Genomic DNA, 18,170 nt, shown 5'->3' on the forward strand with positions numbered 1-18,170 from the left:
TCTTTTGCTTTATGACGTTTCACGCTCCAACAGCTGCCGTTTGCGCTCCACACCCCAACGATATCCCGACAAATTGCCATCGCTGCGCACCACGCGGTGGCAAGGGATCGCCACCGCCAGGCTGTTCGCGCCGCAGGCTTGAGCCACTGCGCGGACGGCTTTCGGCGAACCGATTTGCTGCGCGATATCGGCGTAGCTGGCGGTGCTGCCGGCGGGAATCTCCCGCAAGGCTTGCCAGACCCGTTCCTGAAACGCGGTACCACGCACGTCCAACGGTAAATCCAGACCGAGGGCCGGGGCTTCGATAAAACCGACGACTTTAGCGATCAGTTGCTCGAAATCTTGGTCGGCGCCTATCAGATTGGCTCGGCGGAATTTGTCCTGCAGATCGCAAACCAATTGGTGCGGATCGTCGCCCAGCAGAATCGCACAGACCCCGCGCTCACTCTGAGCCACCAGAATTGCCCCTAGCGAGCACTGCCCCACCGCAAACCGGATGTCATTGTTCTGGCCGGCTGCACGGTAATCAGCGGGTTTCATGCCCAGCAGCTGATCCGCTGCTTCATAGAACCGGCTGTTGGAATTGAAGCCGGCGTCGTACAGCGCGTCCGTTACCGAGTAGCCATCCGTCAGTCGCTCCCGAACCTGCCGTGAGCGGTGGGCCGCCGCGTAGCCCTTGGGCGTCAACCCGGTGACAGCCTTGAACACCCGATGAAAGTGAAAACTACTCAAGCCCGCCGCATCGGCCAGTTTGCCAAGCGCCGGAAGCACCTCGGCGTTTTCGATCTGCCGGCATGCGGCAGCCACCGTCGCGGCATGTTGCGCGGCGATGTCGCTTTGATCCTTTGCAGCGCGTTTGCTCGGACGATAACCCGCGGCCTGGGCTTGCTCGGCGGTATCGAAAAACTCCACGTTCTGCGGTTTCGGCAAGCGTGCCAGGCTGCTGGGGTTGCAGTAGATCCCGGTGGTTTTCACTGCGTAGACAAATTGCCCGTCCGCCCGTGGATCCCGGGCAAGGACGGCCGCCCAGCGTGGATCGTTTTCAGTGGTGATTTTTGTCATTTGGCTTGTCATGGCGTTATGTCCGTTGACCCGTTTCCTGCAGATTAATCACCCAGTCGTGTCGATACACTCCGGCGCTTGCGGTCAAACTCCAGGGTTTCAACCAGCGGTACGAAAGGTGAAGTTGATCCGCTGTTCCCCCAGGCGCGCGTGCTGCCCGTCCTTGATCGGCAGGACGCCGTGATAACGCAAGCGATCCACGCCACCCCAGACCACGATGTCGCCATGCAGCAGCGGCACTCGCTGGCTTTTATCGGAGCGTGCAAAACCACCGAACAGAAACATGGCCGGCAACCCCAGCGAGACTGAAACGATAGGCGCAGCGTAGGATTTTTCGTCCTTGTCCTGATGCAAAGACATTTTCGACCCCGGGACATATCGGTTAATCAGGCAGGAATCCGGGACGAAATCGGCAAACCCGGCGGCCTTCGCGGCCGCTTGCGCCAACTGGAAAAAAACGTCGGGCATTGCCGGCCAGGGCAGGCCGGTTTCCGGATCATTGCGGGTGTAACGATACCCGCTGCGGTCGGTGGTCCAGCCGAGCATGCCGCAGCTGCTGAGGGCCACCGACATGGTAAAGCCGCCAGGAGTGACCATCTGCCGAAACGGCGCGGCCGTCAATACTGCGTCGAGGGCTGGCAGCAAGCGCTCCAGCCAGGGCAGGGCGAAGCCTCTCAAGACGCAGGATTGTTCACCAATCTGCTCCTGCCGGGGCTGTTGCTCGGGCTCGGCGTCGGCAAACAAATCATAGGTCGTCGGGCTCATGGTGGTCATAACGCGTCGTGAAAGATGATGCCAAGGGTATGCCGTTTTCCACTGTGCAGGCGACTGACGCCGTGGCGCATGGTCACCCGGTAGTAACCCCGCACCCCTTTGACGGGTCGTTGGTTGACCGCAAAGATCAACGCGTCGCCTTTTTTCAAGCCTATGACTTGTGGGCGTGATTGCATGCGCGGGCGTTGCTCGGTCAGGACGAACTCGCCGCCAGTAAAGTCCACGTCTGGTTCTGACAGCAAAATCGCTACTTGAAGTGGGAAAACGTGCTCGCCGTACAAGTCCTGGTGCAAACAGTTGTAGTCCTGCGGCCCATATTGCAGCAATAACGGAGTCGGACGCGTCTGACCGGCGGCGTGACAGCGTTCAAGGAAAGCTTGGTGGGTGTCAGGAAAACGGCTCGGCAAGCCCATGTGTTCGTGCCAGCGATTGGCGATGGGCACCAGTCGCGGATAGAGCTTGCTTCGCAGTCGAGCTACGAGATCGGGCAGCGGATAATTGAAATACTTGTACTCGCCGCGACCAAAACCGTGACGGGCCATGATCACTTGCGAACGGAAGGGCTCCGATTGCGCGTACAGCGCACTAATTTCGCCACAAGTTTCGCGGCTCAACAGCGACCGGAGGACCGCGCAGTCGTCCTGATCGAGTTGTTGCTCCAGTAGCGCCCAGTCGGTGGACATGGTTCTGACTCCTTAACACAAGGTCGAGGCGGCCAGTCTAGGGAGCGGTGAGGGCGCCAGCACTCCGGAGCTTGCGGTCGAACTTCAACGCCGGGAGCAGACGTCCTTGTTGTCGCTCCGGGTCGAGTTACAGCGCTTTGCTGACACTGATTTCGCTGATGACGTCTTCGTTCTGGCCATGGAGGGCGTCCAGCGCAGCCTTGGCTTCCGCTTCGGTGCCGTTTTCAAGTTGGGCAAATTCAAAGCGGCGCTCACCGTTGAGTTTGTATTTGATGACGTATTTGGTCGTTTGAGCCACGGTCATATCTGCCTGTTCGCGTGTTGAGGTGTCACTCAGCTCAGTTTCGAGCTGGAGCGGCGGATGATCTTGATCGAGTGAGTCAGGGTTGGCTTGCGTGTCACGCTGATCGGACGGCGATTGACCGTGTCGATGGTGATGTTCCAGAAACCGGTGCTCGGCGCCGTAATGCGGGCCGGAAAGGTATCGAACGCGCCGCCGTGGTAAGTGTGGCGGCCGCCATTTTTGAAGCTGCGGAAGTTGGCGTCGTTCATCAAACGGATGTTACACATTTGGGAGCATTGAATGACGACGATGTCGTCTTCGTTGAGGTGCTCGCGCTGGTGGATAAATTTCATGAGGCGCCTCCAGAAGGGCTTTTTCTACAAAATCAAAACGATAGCTTGGGCGATTGGCGCAGTTTATCAGCCCGGGGGCGTAATTATCCGACGGCCGAGTCCCGCTTTGGCAATTAAAAACAGATATTACGCATTCGATGAGGGATAAATGCAGTGGGTCTCGGATAAAAATAGAATCTGTGCTGTCGGAGGGTCTTTATCGGAGGTTTCGTATGAAGTGGGGTGTGTGGTTCCTGCCGTTGGCGTTGGTGATGACGGGGTGTGCAAGCGTCGAGGACATTAACGAGTCGCTGCCCACCATGAGCGTGATTTCAGGCAAGAATCCCCATGAGTACGCGCAATGCCTGGGCGTAAAGCTCGCCGATAGCCGTGGGGCCTTGCAAGTCGAGTCGCAGAAAGAAGGCGTGCGGGTGATTGTGCCGCAGAAACTTTCTTCGGGTCCGGCCGCCGTGTTCGACATCGAGGAGCGCTCTGGAGGCAGCAGCATCAAGCTGCATGAACGTATTTCCAATGTGCCGGTGCGCCCATGGGATGTGCGTAATGCAGCCACCGCGTGTATTTCCGGCTGATAGAATGTCGCCAGTCAGCAACGATGCCGTCAAAGCTACGCTTTGGCGGCATTGTCATTTCTGGAGTCGAGCATGAAGCGAGAACAGGTGCGTGAGTGCCATGCAGAGGGTCTGATCTCTGCCACACACGTGATACAGAACCCGGCGGATCCGGGGGAATGGATCGTATTTTTCAAGAAAAGCGCCGGGCGCAGCTATTTTCTGGTGGATGAAAACGATGAAGTCGAATCCTTCAGTCGCCTCGACGACTTGATCGAGACCGTGCGCGGGCTTGGGATCAAGTTCGCCGAAATCCACATGTAGGGCGCGTCGCCTTACTTGCAGACCACCACGACATTGCGGTTCTTGTAATTGCCGACGTCGACTCCCAGGGTCTTGTCGCTTTCCTTGCTGGAAGGTGTCCCATCGGTGCCGACGATGCGGTAGCCCGTGCCGGCACAAGACGCATCGGCCTTTTCATAACAGGTTGCCCAGGAATTGGCTTCGCCGGAACAGTCGATGGCCAGGCCTTGTTCGCCGTTGTTCAGGTAGGTCGTTTCGGACGTCGCGCAGCCACTCAGGGCCAGTATCGCAATCAGTGGCAAAAATTTAGTCATGTCGTTGTCGTCGCAAAGGGGTGGGCAAAGCCTGTGACAGCGCCGTGAGCAAAAGGTTATAGCGAAAGGCCACTTGCTGAACACTTTCACAAAAAAGCCCTGCGCGATGGCAGGGCTTTGGGCATGTCAGGAGTCGATCAGGTCTTTTCCTTGCCACGTCGTTTGGGTTGCGGGTGCTCCAGTTCCAGCACTGCCGCGACTTCGATCGCCATGGCTTCAGTCGGAAACGGCCCTGCGACATTCTCGCCTGCAGCGCTGAATATCGACCATTGGCCGTCCTTTGCCTTGTTGATCAAGTACCCGTTGACGCTCTTTGCTTCCGACATCTATTTGCCTCGTTGGCTGGTTCAATCGCGCCATGATAGCGCCAAATGCCCGCAACGGGTGCCGATGGGCGTATGGTGGTGCGATTGCCTGTTCGGATGACAAAGTGTGCAAGTCTGTCGGTCTCTGCTATCAATAACGGGCGGCTACTCGATCTGCGGAACTATCCGCGAGAATATTTCTCTATGATGGCATCGGTTAGCCAGCGCGGGGCATTGTAACGTGCACGCCGCCTGATTAGACTGCGCCGAAACTCGTACACACAGCCCTTTCAAGGACTTATATGATCAAGAAATGCTTGTTCCCAGCAGCCGGTTACGGTACTCGCTTCCTGCCAGCGACTAAAGCCATGCCTAAAGAAATGCTGCCGGTGGTAAACAAGCCACTGATCCAGTACGGCGTCGAAGAAGCACTGGATGCCGGGTTGACCGAAATCTCCATCGTTACCGGCCGTGGCAAACGCGCCCTGGAAGACCATTTCGACATCAGCTACGAGCTGGAAAACCAGATCAAGGGCACCGATAAGGAAAAATACCTGGTCGGCATCCGCAAGCTGCTCGACAACTGCTCGTTCTCCTACACCCGCCAGACCGAAATGAAAGGCCTGGGCCACGCCATTCTGACCGGCCGTCCGCTGATCGGCGACGAACCGTTCGCCGTGGTGCTGGCGGATGACTTGTGCGTCAACCTCGATGGTGATGGCGTACTGACCCAGATGGTCAAGCTGTACAAGCAGTTCCGCTGCTCGATCGTCGCCATCCAGGAAGTCGATCCGCAAGAAACCCACAAGTACGGCGTGATTGCCGGCGAGATGATCCGCGACGACATCTACCGCGTACACAGCATGGTTGAAAAACCAAAACCTGAAGATGCGCCGTCGAACCTGGCCATCATCGGTCGTTACATCCTGACCCCGGACATCTTCGACCTGATCGAGCAAACCGAGCCAGGCAAGGGCGGCGAAATCCAGATCACCGATGCCCTGATGAAACAAGCCCAGAACGGTTGCGTGATGGCCTACAAGTTCAAGGGCAAGCGTTTCGACTGCGGCGGCGCCGAGGGTTATATCGACGCGACCAACTTCTGCTTCGAGAACTTCTACAAGACTGGTAAGGCGTACTGATTGCGCATTAGTTGCTTGTACTGAAAAGCCACCTTCGGGTGGCTTTTTCATTTGCGGCGCTTGCCCAGCGAGCACCCACAGGTATGCTGTCTGCCTGCCGAGGAGATTGAAAATGGCCTACGATTTTGACCTTTATGTGATTGGTGCCGGTTCTGGCGGTGTGCGGGCTGCTCGATTTTCGGCCGGTTTTGGCGCGAAGGTGGCGGTGGCCGAGAGTCGCTACCTGGGTGGCACTTGCGTGAACGTCGGCTGTGTGCCGAAAAAATTGCTGGTCTACGGTGCGCACTTTGCCGAGGACTTTGAGCAGGCTTCCGGTTTTGGCTGGAGTCTGGATGAAGCGCAGTTCGATTGGGCGACGCTGATTGCCAACAAGGACCGCGAGATCAATCGCCTGAACGGTATTTACCGCAATCTGCTGGTCAACAGCGGTGTGACCTTGCATGAAGGGCACGCCAAGATCGTCGACCCGCATACCGTCGAGATCAATGGCGAACGCCACACTGCCAAGAATATCCTGATCGCCACCGGTGGCTGGCCGCAGATTCCGGAGATTCCGGGACATGAGCACGCGATCAGCTCCAATCAGGCGTTCTTCCTTAAAGAGCTGCCCAAGCGTGTGCTGGTGGTGGGTGGTGGTTATATCGCCGTCGAGTTCGCCGGGATCTTCCACGGCTTGGGCGCGCAGACCAAGTTGCTGTATCGCGGTGAAATGTTCCTGCGTGGCTTCGACGGTTCCGTGCGTAAGCATTTGCAGGAAGAACTGACCAAGCGCGGTATGGATTTGCAATTCAATGCCGACATTGAGCGTATCGACAAACAAGCCGATGGCAGCCTGAAGGTCACGCTCAAGGATGGTCGCCAGCTCGAAGCCGATTGCGTGTTCTACGCCACCGGTCGCCGTCCGATGCTGGATAACCTGGGGCTGGAAAACACCGGGGTGACACTCGACAAGAAGGGCTTCGTCGAAGTTGATGAGCAGTATCAAACCGCCGAGTCTTCGATCCTCGCCCTGGGTGATGTGATCGGTCGCGTGCAACTGACGCCGGTGGCGCTGGCCGAAGGCATGGCGGTTGCCCGTCGTTTGTTCAAGCCTGAGCAATACCGTCCAGTGGATTACAAAATGATCCCGACGGCAGTGTTCAGCATACCGACCATTGGCACCGTCGGTTTGACCGAGAAAGAAGCGCGTGACGCCGGGCACGATGTCGTGGTCTTCGAAAGCCGTTTCCGTCCGATGAAGCTGACGCTGACCGAATGTCAGGAGCGCACGCTGATGAAACTGGTGGTGGACGCCAAGACAGATAAGGTGCTGGGTTGCCACATGGTCGGCCCGGAGGCGGGTGAAATCGTTCAGGGTCTGGCGATTGCATTGAAGGCCGGCGCCACCAAGCGCCACTTCGACGAAACCATCGGGGTGCACCCGACGGCCGCCGAAGAATTCGTCACCATGCGGACGCCGGTCGCCGGTTAATCGTCCTTGGTGCTGTCTGGCGCTGTCGCAATGGCAGTCGCCAGACGTATGCTTTCTTCCAGCTCTGCTTGAGTATTCGCCAATTCAACTTCCAGCGATTTATTGATCTGCGACTGTTCGTCGACGTTCTGTTTGAGCGACTGACTTTCCAGCAGGGCGGCGCGCAAGCGGTCCTGGAGGAGGGTGCGTTCGCCGTCGACCCGGGTGGCTTGTTCCATTAGCTGGTCCTGACGATTGTTGCTCTGCTTGAGTTGCTCCTGCAGCAAGCTCAACTCGCGCAGCGTTCCACGGTTTTCGGTTAGCAGGCGTTCGTTGTCGCGGTGCAATTGGGTAATTTCGTCCTGGCGTACCAGCGCGCTTTGCTGAGCCTGGCGCACTTCCATCTGCAACTGTTGCACCTGACCTTCATGGCGACTGTGTTCCTGCTCGCGCTGCTCTTTGACGGCGTTGCGGTAGTGCTCCAGTGCCTCGCGGGCGTGGAGGTGTTTCTCTTCGAGCGAGCGGATCTGCTCGTCCTTGTCGTTCAAGCGCAGTTCGAAGTCAGCCAAAGCCTGGTTCAACCCGGCGTTGCGGGTTTGTTCGTTTTGCAGCATGGCGCGGGTTTCTCGCAATGCTTCCGATTCCTGGGTCAGCGCCAGACTCTGAATTTCGTACTGCTGGTGCAATTCCGTGTTGGTTTTCGCAGCTTCTGCCAGCTGGATTTCCAGTGCCTTGCGTTGCTGTTCGAAGTGCTCGCGAGCCTGGTCGATGGGCTCTTGAGCCTGGTCCTTCAGGCGCTGCGCCAAGCGTGAAACCAATGCCAGCAACTCATCGTCAATCGGCTCCGCCGGCTCAGTTTCGGACGATGGCGCGACGTCGCCCAGTTCCTTCAGATAACGATGAATCGTGGTTTTCGAGCCGGTATTGCCCATTTCGATTCGTACTGCATCGATGCTCGGGTTTTCGCCACGGGCGAGAATCGCCAGACGCGCGGCTTGAACCACTGCTTTGTTAACGCCGCCACGGGCCATGAGAACTCCTGCGATTTTACTGTGTGGTATGTACTGATGTAATACGAATTGTACCATCGAAGTATAAAAACTAAATACAGACTGTTATTGACACGGGATATACTGGTATTACCCCGTGTGAAAGGCTAATTAGCGGATTTTGGCCTGTAAAAGCGGTACGCATTCGAGAGCAGGACCAATGAGTGATCTGGATCGTTATCTTCAAGCGGCGACGCGCGACAACACCCGCCGCAGTTATCGCGCAGCGATTGAACACTTCGAAGTCAGTTGGGGCGGGTTCCTGCCTGCAACGGGCGACAGCGTGGCGCGCTATCTAGTGGCCCATGCGGGTGCGTTATCGATCAACACCCTGAAGTTGCGCTTGTCGGCGCTGGCGCAGTGGCACAACAGTCAGGGTTTTACCGATCCCACCAAGGCGCCGGTGGTGCGCAAGGTGTTTAAGGGTATTCGTGCGTTGCATCCGGCCCCGGAGAAACAGGCAGAACCGCTGCAACTTCAACATCTGGAGCAAGTGGTGTCCTGGCTGGAGCAGGAAGCGCAAATCGCCAGGCAACAAGGCGATCGACCAGGATTGCTGCGGGCCAGGCGCGATGCTGCGTTGATCCTTCTGGGCTTCTGGCGTGGGTTTCGCAGCGATGAGTTATGCCGCGTGCAGATCGAGCACGTGCAGGCCAGCGCTGGTTCCGGCATCACGCTGTACCTGTCGCGCAGCAAAAACGACCGGGAAAATCTCGGCAAAACCTACCAGACCCCTGCGTTGCAACGATTGTGTCCGGTGCAGGCCTACATCGAATGGATCACCGAGGCTGCGCTGGTTCGCGGCCCGGTGTTCCGCGGCATTGATCGTTGGGGGCATTTGAGCGAGGAGGGTTTGCACGCCAACAGTGTTATTCCATTGTTGCGCCAGGCGCTGGAGCGCGCAGGCATTGCGGGCGAGCACTACACCAGCCACTCCCTGCGGCGCGGTTTTGCCTCGTGGGCACATCAAAGCGGTTGGGACTTGAAGTCGTTGATGAGCTACGTCGGCTGGAAGGACGTGAAATCGGCCATGCGCTACATCGAAGCCAGCCCGTTTCTCGGTATGACTCGCCTCGCGGAAAAGCCGCTGGAATCGTAAATTCGGTTTTCTTCTATTAATACTGCTGGCTAATAGCGAAAGCCAATCAGCGACATGAGGTTTGCCAATGAGCCAACCGTCCGTCGAGTGGGTACAGTTCTCTCCATCAACTTCTTAACCCCTGACGGAGAGTCAACGATGCCTATCATCAACAGCCAAGTAAAACCGTTCAAAGCTGATGCATTCAAAAACGGCGACTTCGTAAAAGTCTCGGACGCTGACCTGAAAGGCAAGTGGTCTGTCGTTTTCTTCTACCCAGCAGACTTCACCTTCGTATGTCCAACCGAACTGGAAGACCTGGCTGACAACTACGACGCATTCCAGAAACTGGGCGTCGAAATCTACAGCGTTTCCACCGACACTCACTTTGCCCACGCGGCCTGGCACAACACTTCGCCAGCCATTGGCAAAATCCAGTACACCATGATCGGCGACCCGACTCACGCCATCTCCCGTAACTTCGACGTATTGATCGAAGAAGCTGGTCTGGCTGACCGTGGCACCTTCGTGATCAACCCTGAAGGCCAGATCAAAATCGTCGAACTGAACGACGGTGGTGTGGGTCGTGACGCTTCCGAACTGCTGCGCAAAATCAAGGCTGCCCAGTACGTCGCTGCTCACCCAGGCCAGGTTTGCCCTGCCAAGTGGAAAGAAGGCGAGGCCACTCTGGCTCCGTCCCTGGACCTGGTCGGCAAGATCTAAGTCTGTGACGCGCTTCATCAGGGCGGAGCTCCGCACCTACTAAGTAAGCTGCACCGCCCTCAAAAACGCCCGGGCGAGATTCGCTCGGGCGTTTTTTTGTCTCAAGAATTCAAGGAAATCGCCCGTATGTTGGACACCAATCTTAAAGCCCAGTTGAAATCGTACCTGGAACGGGTCACCCAGCCGATCGAGATCGTTGCATCCCTCGACGACGGTGCGAAATCCCAGGAAATGCTCGACCTGCTGAAAGACGTTGCCAGTCTTTCCGCCCAGATTACTTTGCTCGATAACGGTGACGATGCACGCAAGCCATCGTTCTCGATCAACCGCCCCGGTGCCGATATCAGTCTGCGCTTCGCCGGTATCCCGATGGGCCACGAATTCACTTCGCTGGTGCTGGCTTTGCTGCAAGTCGGCGGCCACCCTTCGAAGGCCAGTGCCGAAGTCATTGAGCAAATCCGCTCGCTCAAAGGCGAATTCAGCTTCGAGACTTACTTCTCGCTGTCTTGCCAGAACTGCCCGGACGTGGTCCAGGCTCTGAACCTGATGGCGGTACTGAACCCGAACATTCGCCACGTCGCCATCGACGGCGCGCTGTTCCAGGCCGAAGTCGATGAACGTCAGATCATGGCCGTGCCAAGCATCTACCTCAACGGCGTGAACTTCGGCCAGGGCCGCATGGGCCTGGAAGAAATCCTCGCCAAGATCGATACCAGTGGTATCGAGCGTCAAGCCGAGAAAATCAGCGCCAAAGAAGCCTTCGACGTCCTCGTCGTCGGCGGTGGCCCGGCCGGTGCTTCGGCGGCGATCTACGCGGCGCGTAAAGGGATTCGCACCGGTGTGGCGGCGGAGCGTTTTGGTGGGCAGGTGCTGGACACTATGGCCATCGAGAACTTCATCTCCGTGCAGGAAACCGAAGGGCCGAAACTGGCGGTAGCGCTGGAAGAACACGTCAAGCAATACGACGTCGACATCATGAACCTGCAACGCGCCGACAAACTCGTGCCGGGCAAGAGCGGCGAGCTGCACGAAGTCCACTTCGCCAGCGGCGCGACCCTGAAAGCCAAGACGGTGATCCTGGCAACCGGTGCAAGATGGCGTGAAATGAACGTCCCGGGTGAGCAGCAATACCGCAACAAAGGCGTGGCGTACTGCCCGCACTGTGACGGTCCGCTGTTCAAAGGCAAGCGTGTGGCAGTAATTGGCGGCGGTAACTCCGGCGTTGAAGCGGCCATCGACCTCGCCGGTATCGTCTCTCACGTCACACTGCTGGAGTTTGACGTGCAGTTGCGCGCCGATGCGGTGTTGCAGCGCAAGTTGCACAGTCTGCCAAACGTCACTGTGATCACCAGTGCGCAAACCACTGAAGTGACGGGTGACGGGCAGAAGGTTAACGGCCTGCGCTACAAGGATCGTCAGACTGACGAACTGCGTAATGTGGAACTGGAAGGGATCTTCGTGCAGATCGGTCTGTTGCCCAATACCGATTGGCTCAAAGGCACCATCGAGCTGTCGCCTCGCGGCGAGATCATCGTCGATGCCCGTGGCGAAACGTCGATGCCAGGCGTGTTTGCTGCCGGTGACGTGACCACCGTGCCATACAAGCAGATCGTGATCGCGGTGGGCGAGGGCGCCAAGGCTTCACTGAGCGCGTTCGATCACCTGATCCGGACCTCGGCCCCGGCATAAACCCGGGCGCTAAAAACACAAAACCCCATGAGTGATCATGGGGTTTTTTATGTTTTCGAAATTTGCAGGAGCCGGCTTGCTGGCGATGGCGATTTCAGGGGCGCTATCGCCAGTTAAAGCCAGCTCCTACAGGATGGGGATATACATCACAGCGGTGCTGGCTGAATGATTTCGACCCAGTAGGCGTCCGGATCCTTGATGAACGCCAGGCTCTTCATGCGGCCGTCGTTCAATCGCTTCTGGAAATCGCAGCCCAGTGCTTCGAAGCGCTCGCACGCAGCGACAATATCCGGCACCGAAATGCAGATATGGCCAAAACCACGCGGGTCGGTGTTGCCGTTGTGGTAGGCGAAATCCGCGTCGTTCTCTGTGCCGTGGTTGTGGGTCAGTTCGAGAATGCCGGGGATCGATTTCATCCACTCGGTACGTGCTGCGGCATCGGCCGGGATCTGGTTTTTATCGACCAGTGCCAGGAAGTACAGGCTGAACTCGGCTTCCGGGAAATCGCGTTTTTCCACCAGCGAGAAACCCAGGATGCGCGTGTAGAAATCCAGGGACTTGGTGATGTCCTTAACCCGCAGCATGGTGTGGTTGAAGACAAATTTCTGGGTCGCGGTGTCCGGTTGTGCGGTCACGCCGGGAAAGGTGTTCAATTCGTGCAGGCTCATGGGCCCTCCGGAAAATAAGTGGGGCTAACGAATGGCAACAATGATACGCAAGGGTTCGGACATCACCAAACCAAAACAGTCCGCTATTGCCTGACGGTCGGTCGAGGCTCAGACTTCAAGGCATAATTGGTGAGTGCTCATTGCAATGATTCGGATCTGTAAAACGTTGTTTGTCTTGGCCTGTGTGTTTTCAATGATTGCCAGCGCTCACGCCGATGCGCCGGTTATGACGTGGCCTGTTGGCTGGCAGGTGGAAGAGGTTCCGCAAGGTGATGCCAGTTCCCCGGTGAATCGCCAGCGCGCAGTGAAAAACGATCAGGACGGTTCACCGGTGATGGTCATGGAGTTGACCATAACCCAGGTTGAAAGCGGTCATCAGGTGAACCTGGAAGGCGTGCTGCTGGAAATGCGCAAGTCGGTGCAAAAAGACTTCTTTCAAGGTGGTTATCAAAGTGCCTGCAACCGCATTCACCCGACAACCTTAAGCCGCTTATCAGCGCTGGAAACTACCTGCACCATCACGCAAAACGGCCGTCATGTGCTTTCGCAAACATTGGTCGCAGCTGTGGATGCGGATAAAGCCTACGTTCTTTCGTACGCCGGGCAGGCTGAAGCTTACAAGGCCAGTCAGGATGAAATAGAGGCTGCACGCAACGGCTTGAAACTTTAGTTGAAAACTTCAATGGCAATGCATTTTCAGCTCAGTGAGCCGCATGAAGTCTGTTGTCTCTTTGGGGACCCTGTGTACGGTAGCGACCGTCTCGTTCGCGCCGCTGGCCGGACCTATTGCAGCCGGTCGGCACAGGGAGAAACCGGCCAAAAGCAATCGCTCGTGAACAGCTCATACGACACCACAAGTGCAATGTCGCTCCACCTTTTCACTCAACCTGAATGGCTCCGAAGCAGAATTGGCGTTAGCATTCCATTAACTTGGTATAAATAGATTGTTTTTCGGATCAGGGTCGCATTGTGGAAAAGCTAAAACGCCTTCAAAGCGGAATAGAAGGGCTCGACGCTCTGCTCAAGGGCGGGCTAGTCGAGGGGGCTTCATACATAATCCAAGGGCGCCCGGGGTCTGGAAAAACGATCCTCGCGAACCAGCTTGGGTTTCATCATGCGAACAATGGGGGGCGGGTTCTGGTCGCCACACTGTTGGCTGAATCGCATGACCGTCTTTTTCAGTTTCTTTCTACCCTTAGCTTTTTCGACACCGCCAAGGTCGGCGTCGAAATCCAGTTTGTCAGTGCTTTTGACACCTTGGAAAACGAAGGCCTGGATGAGGTAGTAAAGCTACTTCGACGCGAAATAAGCCGCCAGAAAGCCACGGTGATGGTCGTAGATGGTTTGCTCAATGCGCGTTCAAAAGCTGATTCGCCCATCGATACCAAGAAGTTTATCTCAGAGCTGCAAGGTCACGCCGCTTTCGCTGGTTGCACGGTGCTGTTTCTTACAAGCTCCCGCCTCGACGATGGCAGTCCTGAGCACACCATGGTTGATGGCGTAATTGAGATGGGCGAGGAACTATATGGCACCCGCTCAGTGCGTCGTATTCAGTTGCGAAAAACTCGCGGCAGCGGCGCAATGACCGGCCTCCATGAGTGTGAAATTACCGAAGATGGCTTGGTGGTTTACCCACGACTTGAAAGTCTCTATAGCCACCCGTCGTCTCCCGACAGCGCCGACATGTCGCGTATCGCCAGTGGCATTGAATCACTGGACGACATCTTGGGCGGTGGCCTGCACAGTTCCAGTGTGTCTCTGGTAATAGGCCCGTCCGGGATCGGTAAAACAACACTGGGCCTCAAGTTTCTGGCCGAATCTACTGTGGAGGCGCCGGGCCTACATTTTGGCTTCTACGAAAGTCCACAGCGGCTGCGACTTAAAGGCCTGTCACTGGGCATCGATATTAAGGGTATGGAAGACAGCGGCGCGCTGAGCATTGCTTGGCAGCCTACTACTGAAGGCCTGCTGGATGGGTTGGGTGCACGACTTCTGAGTCTCGTTGAAGAAAAGGGCATCAAGCGCCTGTTCATCGATAGCCTGAGCGGCATGACACGAGTCTCGACAAATCCGACGCGGATTACTGACTTCTTCAGTGCGCTGATGAACGAGCTGCGATCCAGGGGTGTTACGGTATTTGCATCATGGGAAATGCGCGATCTATTTGGCTCCGAGGTCAGCGCACCGAACTCCGACCTGTCTAGCATCGTCGACAACCTGATGCTAATGCGGTTTTCTGAGAATCACTATGAACTAAGCAGGACGCTTTCCATTCTTAAAGTACGAGACAGCTCTTACGACCCTTCGCGATTTGAGGTCGTGATCCGTGATCAAAATGTTTTCCTGAGAAAGGCTTCAAGACATGAACCATCAGTCCCCACTGAGTCATCTCCAGGTTCAATTTCTTAAGCTTTTGAATGGGCTGAATTAACATGACCACCATCCTGGTCGTTGACGACGAGTATTTGATCGCTGACATTCTCAGTTTCGCGCTTGAGGATGAAGGGTTCATGGTGGTAACGGCCAGCAATGGTCGAAAAGGACTCGAAGTGCTGGATAGAGAACGGCCTGCCTTGGTCATTACCGACTTTATGATGCCGGTCATGGACGGCCTAGAATTCGCCATAGCTGTCCGGGCTCTTCCTTCCAACAATTATTTGCCGATCATCTTGATGAGTGGTGCTCAGGCGCACATAGGTATGCAGAGATCGGATCTGTTTGATGCGGTGTTGGCAAAGCCATTCAACATCGACTTGATGATTGCCGAAGTTAGAAAGCTCCTATCTCCTAATTAGTCAACGAGCCTTTAACGAACGTTCTGAGTGAATCGCCCCGGATTCTCTAGACACCTTGCAAGCTCATTGCGTAACGCTTTTCAAACTCTACCGGTGACAGCTGATTGTTGAAACCATGGCTCGTCCTCCACGTTGAGGGAGGACAAGGGGGGATCTCTCACAATGGCTGGTGGTCGATATCCGACCCAAAGCTGGCGGTATGACACCAAGGCCTAGTGGATGTTGCCGGGGATCATTTCACTGCACAACCAGCGCATACGGCCCCGATAATGTGACGACACGGAAAAGCCATTGCTGCCGAGCTTGCACCCCATAAGATTAATCAATCCATGGCTTTCATGTTCGAGTCAGGTGGGCCCAACAAAAGCAACACCCCAGTACCGAGATAGACCGTTACTCCAAGCACCGGGAACGGCCTATCGTATTTCGTTTATCACTGTACCCGTCCAAGCGTTTATACAACGAATGGAAAAGGTTCAAATAATTTGAAAGCGGATCTGTGGCGAGCATTAATCATTTGTATATAAAAAAGCCACCTATGCAGTTTTGCTAAGGTGGCTTCTTGCCTTCTTGCCTTCTTGCCTTCTTACCCTTGAATGGTGTGTGCGCCTCAAGTCGTCATGACATCGTGTCGTCACATAATGACAAATGGGGTGCTTAGCCACGCAGCCAGGAATCAACGGTGCCGGCACCGTATTGTTCCTTCCAGGCCTTTAGGCCGCGATGGTTGCCGCCCTTGGTTTCAATCAGTTCACCGGTGTGTGGGTTCTGATAAACCTTGACCACGCGAGCACGACGGGTTTTAGGCGCTGTTGCTTGTTGCAGACCGGATTTTGCCGGGTTCGGATCGAGAATGGCGATGATGTCGCGCAGGCTCTTGCCGTAGGTTTTCATCAGCCCCTGGAGCTTTTCTTCGAATTCGATTTCTTTCTTGAGCCCGGCATCGTTCTTCAGGGATTCAAGCTGCTTGAGCTGTTCTTGAAGGGCCTTTTCAGCTGCACGAAATTCAGCGAGTCTGGACAATATCTTTACTCCAATAGTGTGTTTGGCTGAAACCAACCGCAAACAAAGCTATAAGCCAAGAGCCTTGTAGCGACTCGGTGATAATGGCTCACCTGCCAAATTACCGCAGGCACGAAAAATTGTAGTAGTTAATTGGCCGAGAGTAAATCATGTCTTTTTCTTCATGTAACAAGTGTAGTCTTTTGATTCAAATTGGTGCGTATATCGTTGTCTCGTCGCATAAAATCGCTAGTTAATGGTCGCTTAATGCACTAATGAAATCCGCACCAGTCATCGGTTTGCCGTACAGATAACCTTGCAAGAAATTAACGTTGTGAGCGGTCAGATAATCACTTTGCTCTTGGGTTTCCACACCTTCGGCAACCATTTTCAGATCAAGCTTGGCCGCGAGTTCGATGATGCTGTCCAGAATGTGGCTGGACAGGGTATCGATGCCGATCATGGCAACGAAGGTCTGGTCGATCTTCAGGAAGTCGACATTGAACTGACGCAAATAGCCGAGGCTGGAATGGCCGGTGCCGAAGTCGTCGATGGCGATCTTCACGCCCATGTCATGAAGTTGCTCGAAAAGTTGATGGGTAAGGGCCGTAGGTTCAATCAGTTCACGCTCGGTCAACTCCAGCACCAGATGGATAGAGCCGGGGGCGAAAGCGTCGAGAAATGTACGGCAATCCTTCACCAGGTCGAGGTTCTGGCAGTGACTGGCAGTGATGTTGATACCGATATGAAAAGGCTCTTCGAACGACGCGGACAGCGGCGCGAACAGTTTTGCGGTTTGTTGCATTATCGAACGAGTCATTGGCACGATCAGGCCGGAGTGTTCGGCAAATGGAATGAACAGATCGGCACGTACCAGGCCTTCTTTCGGGTGCTTCCAGCGCATCAACACTTCCATGCCGGAACACTTCTTGCTGTCGCCGTGCACGACCGGTTGAAAATACGGAATGAACTCTGCTGCTTCCAGCGCACGCTGCATTTCATGACTGGGTGACGATGCGCGCTTTTGTAGAAAGTATCCGATCGCTCCGGCAATCACGCCGAAAAAAATTAACAGGCTGAACAGTGGTGGATACTCATGGCGCATATAGCGCCAGATTTCCCCATCGGGAAAACCGGCCGCCACGCTAAAGGCATAACGGGAGGACGTGAGGTTGTTTTGTGCGACTGGAAAGGTAGGCAGGGCGCTTTCGTGGAACTTGCCATCGGCGCTTAACCAATGGGGACCAACTTCCAGTACCAACATTGTCTGGTGCCCAATCAGGCGCAAAACATTGCTCAGGTGGTAGCCGTCAAGGGCACTCATCGCGCCCTGTTGACCTTCACTGAGCCGATACACCAGCAGCGCGGTATCGGGAGTAACCGGATTACCTTTCATCAACAGCAACTGGCCTTGGGTGTAGTCGCCGGGCGTGCTCTTTTCGTTAATGTCGCCAAACAAGGAACTGCAGTAAATGGTGTCGTCCCACACCAGATTGGTCGAGCGCACGAACGGGCGCCGGGTGACTTGTTCGCGCAAAGCCAGGTTGACGTCAATGCAACTTTGCCCCGCCAGCGGCAGTAATTCACGCGCCGCCTGGGCCGTATTGTCGAGCATTAGTTCAAACTGGCGAATGGCTTCATCCGCAGTGTGTCGGGTGCTTTGCTCGAGTACACGTTCAGCCTGCATATAGAGGATGGCAAACCCGAGCGCTACAGGGAGCAAGCCAATCAGCAAGGTGATTGCGACCCTGGTGCTGTGTTTTCGGCGTGTGGCTTTCAGTGGCATTCGCGAAACCTGTGTAAATGAAATCGGGCTCTCAAATGCTGGCAGGGGACGACGCCTCCCAAAAAGAGTTCAGGTACGAGCCATGATAGTTGGCACTTGGTAATTTTTCCGTTCATCAGTCGTTCTGGTGCGCGGAGAGCTTGAAGAAGGCCGGTGTCGCCGG

At 55.7% G+C, this 18,170-nt stretch carries 21 protein-coding genes and 1 pseudogene; 11 read left to right on the forward strand and 11 right to left on the reverse strand.

The window, feature by feature from the left end:
• Nucleotides 1–9: 9 nt before the first annotated feature.
• From ada to ABVN21_RS07725, 5 genes are all read right to left on the reverse strand, one after another.
• Nucleotides 10–1,074 carry a bifunctional DNA-binding transcriptional regulator/O6-methylguanine-DNA methyltransferase Ada gene (gene ada, locus ABVN21_RS07705; RefSeq protein WP_339555878.1) on the reverse strand — a complete coding sequence of 355 codons (1,065 nt, stop codon included), beginning with the start codon at nucleotides 1,072–1,074 and terminating at the stop codon, nucleotides 10–12.
• Nucleotides 1,075–1,161: 87 nt separating this feature from the next.
• Nucleotides 1,162–1,827: a DNA oxidative demethylase AlkB gene (alkB, locus tag ABVN21_RS07710; protein WP_339555896.1), complete on the reverse strand. Its 666-nt coding sequence runs from the start codon at nucleotides 1,825–1,827 to the stop codon at nucleotides 1,162–1,164.
• A gap of 5 nt (nucleotides 1,828–1,832) precedes the next feature.
• Nucleotides 1,833–2,519: a 2OG-Fe(II) oxygenase gene (locus ABVN21_RS07715; protein ID WP_339555877.1), complete on the reverse strand. Its 687-nt coding sequence runs from the start codon at nucleotides 2,517–2,519 to the stop codon at nucleotides 1,833–1,835.
• Between the two features lie 127 nt (nucleotides 2,520–2,646).
• A complete protein-coding gene (locus tag ABVN21_RS07720; RefSeq protein ID WP_339555876.1) occupies nucleotides 2,647–2,823 on the reverse strand; it encodes a hypothetical protein in 177 nt (58 codons plus the stop codon).
• Nucleotides 2,824–2,852: 29 nt separating this feature from the next.
• A complete protein-coding gene (locus ABVN21_RS07725) occupies nucleotides 2,853–3,155 on the reverse strand; it encodes a DUF1883 domain-containing protein (RefSeq protein ID WP_007900033.1) in 303 nt (100 codons plus the stop codon).
• A gap of 212 nt (nucleotides 3,156–3,367) precedes the next feature.
• On the opposite strand from ABVN21_RS07725, the gene ABVN21_RS07730 reads away from it, so the two are divergent.
• Together ABVN21_RS07730 and ABVN21_RS07735 are read left to right on the forward strand one after the other, a co-directional pair.
• A complete protein-coding gene (locus ABVN21_RS07730; RefSeq protein WP_339555875.1) occupies nucleotides 3,368–3,724 on the forward strand; it encodes a hypothetical protein in 357 nt (118 codons plus the stop codon).
• A 72-nt stretch (nucleotides 3,725–3,796) separates the two neighbouring features.
• Nucleotides 3,797–4,027, forward strand: coding sequence for a hypothetical protein (locus ABVN21_RS07735; protein WP_339555874.1), 231 nt, complete (start codon nucleotides 3,797–3,799; stop codon nucleotides 4,025–4,027).
• A gap of 11 nt (nucleotides 4,028–4,038) precedes the next feature.
• Here the strand turns inward: ABVN21_RS07735 and ABVN21_RS07740 are convergent, their stop codons facing one another.
• Entirely contained in the window at nucleotides 4,039–4,320 is a 282-nt protein-coding gene (locus ABVN21_RS07740; protein ID WP_339555873.1) for a hypothetical protein, read from the reverse strand.
• Nucleotides 4,321–4,457: 137 nt separating this feature from the next.
• Entirely contained in the window at nucleotides 4,458–4,646 is a 189-nt protein-coding gene (locus ABVN21_RS07745; RefSeq protein ID WP_339555872.1) for a hypothetical protein, read from the reverse strand.
• Nucleotides 4,647–4,927: 281 nt separating this feature from the next.
• Between ABVN21_RS07745 and galU the strand changes: the two genes are divergently transcribed.
• A complete protein-coding gene (gene galU, locus ABVN21_RS07750; RefSeq protein ID WP_064678069.1) occupies nucleotides 4,928–5,767 on the forward strand; it encodes a UTP--glucose-1-phosphate uridylyltransferase GalU in 840 nt (279 codons plus the stop codon).
• Between the two features lie 112 nt (nucleotides 5,768–5,879).
• Nucleotides 5,880–7,238: a glutathione-disulfide reductase gene (gene gorA, locus ABVN21_RS07755; protein ID WP_339555871.1), complete on the forward strand. Its 1,359-nt coding sequence runs from the start codon at nucleotides 5,880–5,882 to the stop codon at nucleotides 7,236–7,238.
• Here the strand turns inward: gorA and ABVN21_RS07760 are convergent.
• Nucleotides 7,235–8,248, reverse strand: a complete 1,014-nt coding sequence (locus tag ABVN21_RS07760; RefSeq protein ID WP_339555870.1) for a DNA-binding protein — start codon at nucleotides 8,246–8,248, stop codon at nucleotides 7,235–7,237. The genes gorA and ABVN21_RS07760 overlap by 4 nt on opposite strands.
• Before the next feature lie 178 nt (nucleotides 8,249–8,426).
• Here ABVN21_RS07760 and ABVN21_RS07765 point away from each other — a divergent pair, with 178 nt between their 5' ends.
• The 3 genes from ABVN21_RS07765 to ahpF all read left to right on the forward strand — a co-directional run bounded on the left by ABVN21_RS07765 (nucleotide 8,427) and on the right by ahpF (nucleotide 11,756).
• The gene (locus ABVN21_RS07765; protein ID WP_339555869.1) at nucleotides 8,427–9,365 is read left to right on the forward strand and encodes a site-specific integrase; all 939 of its coding nucleotides are present in this window, start codon (nucleotides 8,427–8,429) and stop codon (nucleotides 9,363–9,365) included.
• A gap of 138 nt (nucleotides 9,366–9,503) precedes the next feature.
• Nucleotides 9,504–10,067, forward strand: a complete 564-nt coding sequence (ahpC, locus tag ABVN21_RS07770) for an alkyl hydroperoxide reductase subunit C (RefSeq protein ID WP_007975937.1) — start codon at nucleotides 9,504–9,506, stop codon at nucleotides 10,065–10,067.
• Nucleotides 10,068–10,193: 126 nt separating this feature from the next.
• Nucleotides 10,194–11,756: an alkyl hydroperoxide reductase subunit F gene (gene ahpF, locus ABVN21_RS07775; protein WP_339555868.1), complete on the forward strand. Its 1,563-nt coding sequence runs from the start codon at nucleotides 10,194–10,196 to the stop codon at nucleotides 11,754–11,756.
• Nucleotides 11,757–11,902: 146 nt separating this feature from the next.
• Here the strand turns inward: ahpF and gloA are convergent, their stop codons facing one another.
• Complete coding sequence (gene gloA, locus ABVN21_RS07780) at nucleotides 11,903–12,424, reverse strand: lactoylglutathione lyase (protein WP_046054068.1); 522 nt, start codon at nucleotides 12,422–12,424, stop codon at nucleotides 11,903–11,905.
• Between the two features lie 145 nt (nucleotides 12,425–12,569).
• Between gloA and ABVN21_RS07785 the strand changes: the two genes are divergently transcribed.
• The 4 genes and pseudogenes from ABVN21_RS07785 to ABVN21_RS07800 all read left to right on the forward strand — a co-directional run.
• Entirely contained in the window at nucleotides 12,570–13,094 is a 525-nt protein-coding gene (locus ABVN21_RS07785; RefSeq protein ID WP_339555895.1) for a DUF4946 domain-containing protein, read from the forward strand.
• 296 nt (nucleotides 13,095–13,390) lie between these two features.
• The gene (locus tag ABVN21_RS07790) at nucleotides 13,391–14,833 is read left to right on the forward strand and encodes an ATPase domain-containing protein (protein ID WP_339555894.1); all 1,443 of its coding nucleotides are present in this window, start codon (nucleotides 13,391–13,393) and stop codon (nucleotides 14,831–14,833) included.
• A gap of 23 nt (nucleotides 14,834–14,856) precedes the next feature.
• A complete protein-coding gene (locus ABVN21_RS07795; protein ID WP_339555867.1) occupies nucleotides 14,857–15,219 on the forward strand; it encodes a response regulator in 363 nt (120 codons plus the stop codon).
• A 250-nt stretch (nucleotides 15,220–15,469) separates the two neighbouring features.
• Nucleotides 15,470–15,572 (forward strand): annotated as a pseudogene (locus ABVN21_RS07800) (homogentisate 1,2-dioxygenase domain-containing protein); the annotation flags it as partial.
• A 304-nt stretch (nucleotides 15,573–15,876) separates the two neighbouring features.
• Here the strand turns inward: ABVN21_RS07800 and ABVN21_RS07805 are convergent.
• Entirely contained in the window at nucleotides 15,877–16,242 is a 366-nt protein-coding gene (locus ABVN21_RS07805; RefSeq protein ID WP_339555866.1) for a histone-like nucleoid-structuring protein, MvaT/MvaU family, read from the reverse strand.
• A gap of 232 nt (nucleotides 16,243–16,474) precedes the next feature.
• Nucleotides 16,475–18,007 carry an EAL domain-containing protein gene (locus ABVN21_RS07810; protein WP_339555865.1) on the reverse strand — a complete coding sequence of 511 codons (1,533 nt, stop codon included), beginning with the start codon at nucleotides 18,005–18,007 and terminating at the stop codon, nucleotides 16,475–16,477.
• Between the last annotated feature and the right edge of the window lie 163 nt (nucleotides 18,008–18,170).

Origin of the sequence: Pseudomonas sp. MYb327 (assembly GCF_040438925.1) — a bacterium.
GTDB lineage: Bacteria > Pseudomonadota > Gammaproteobacteria > Pseudomonadales > Pseudomonadaceae > Aquipseudomonas.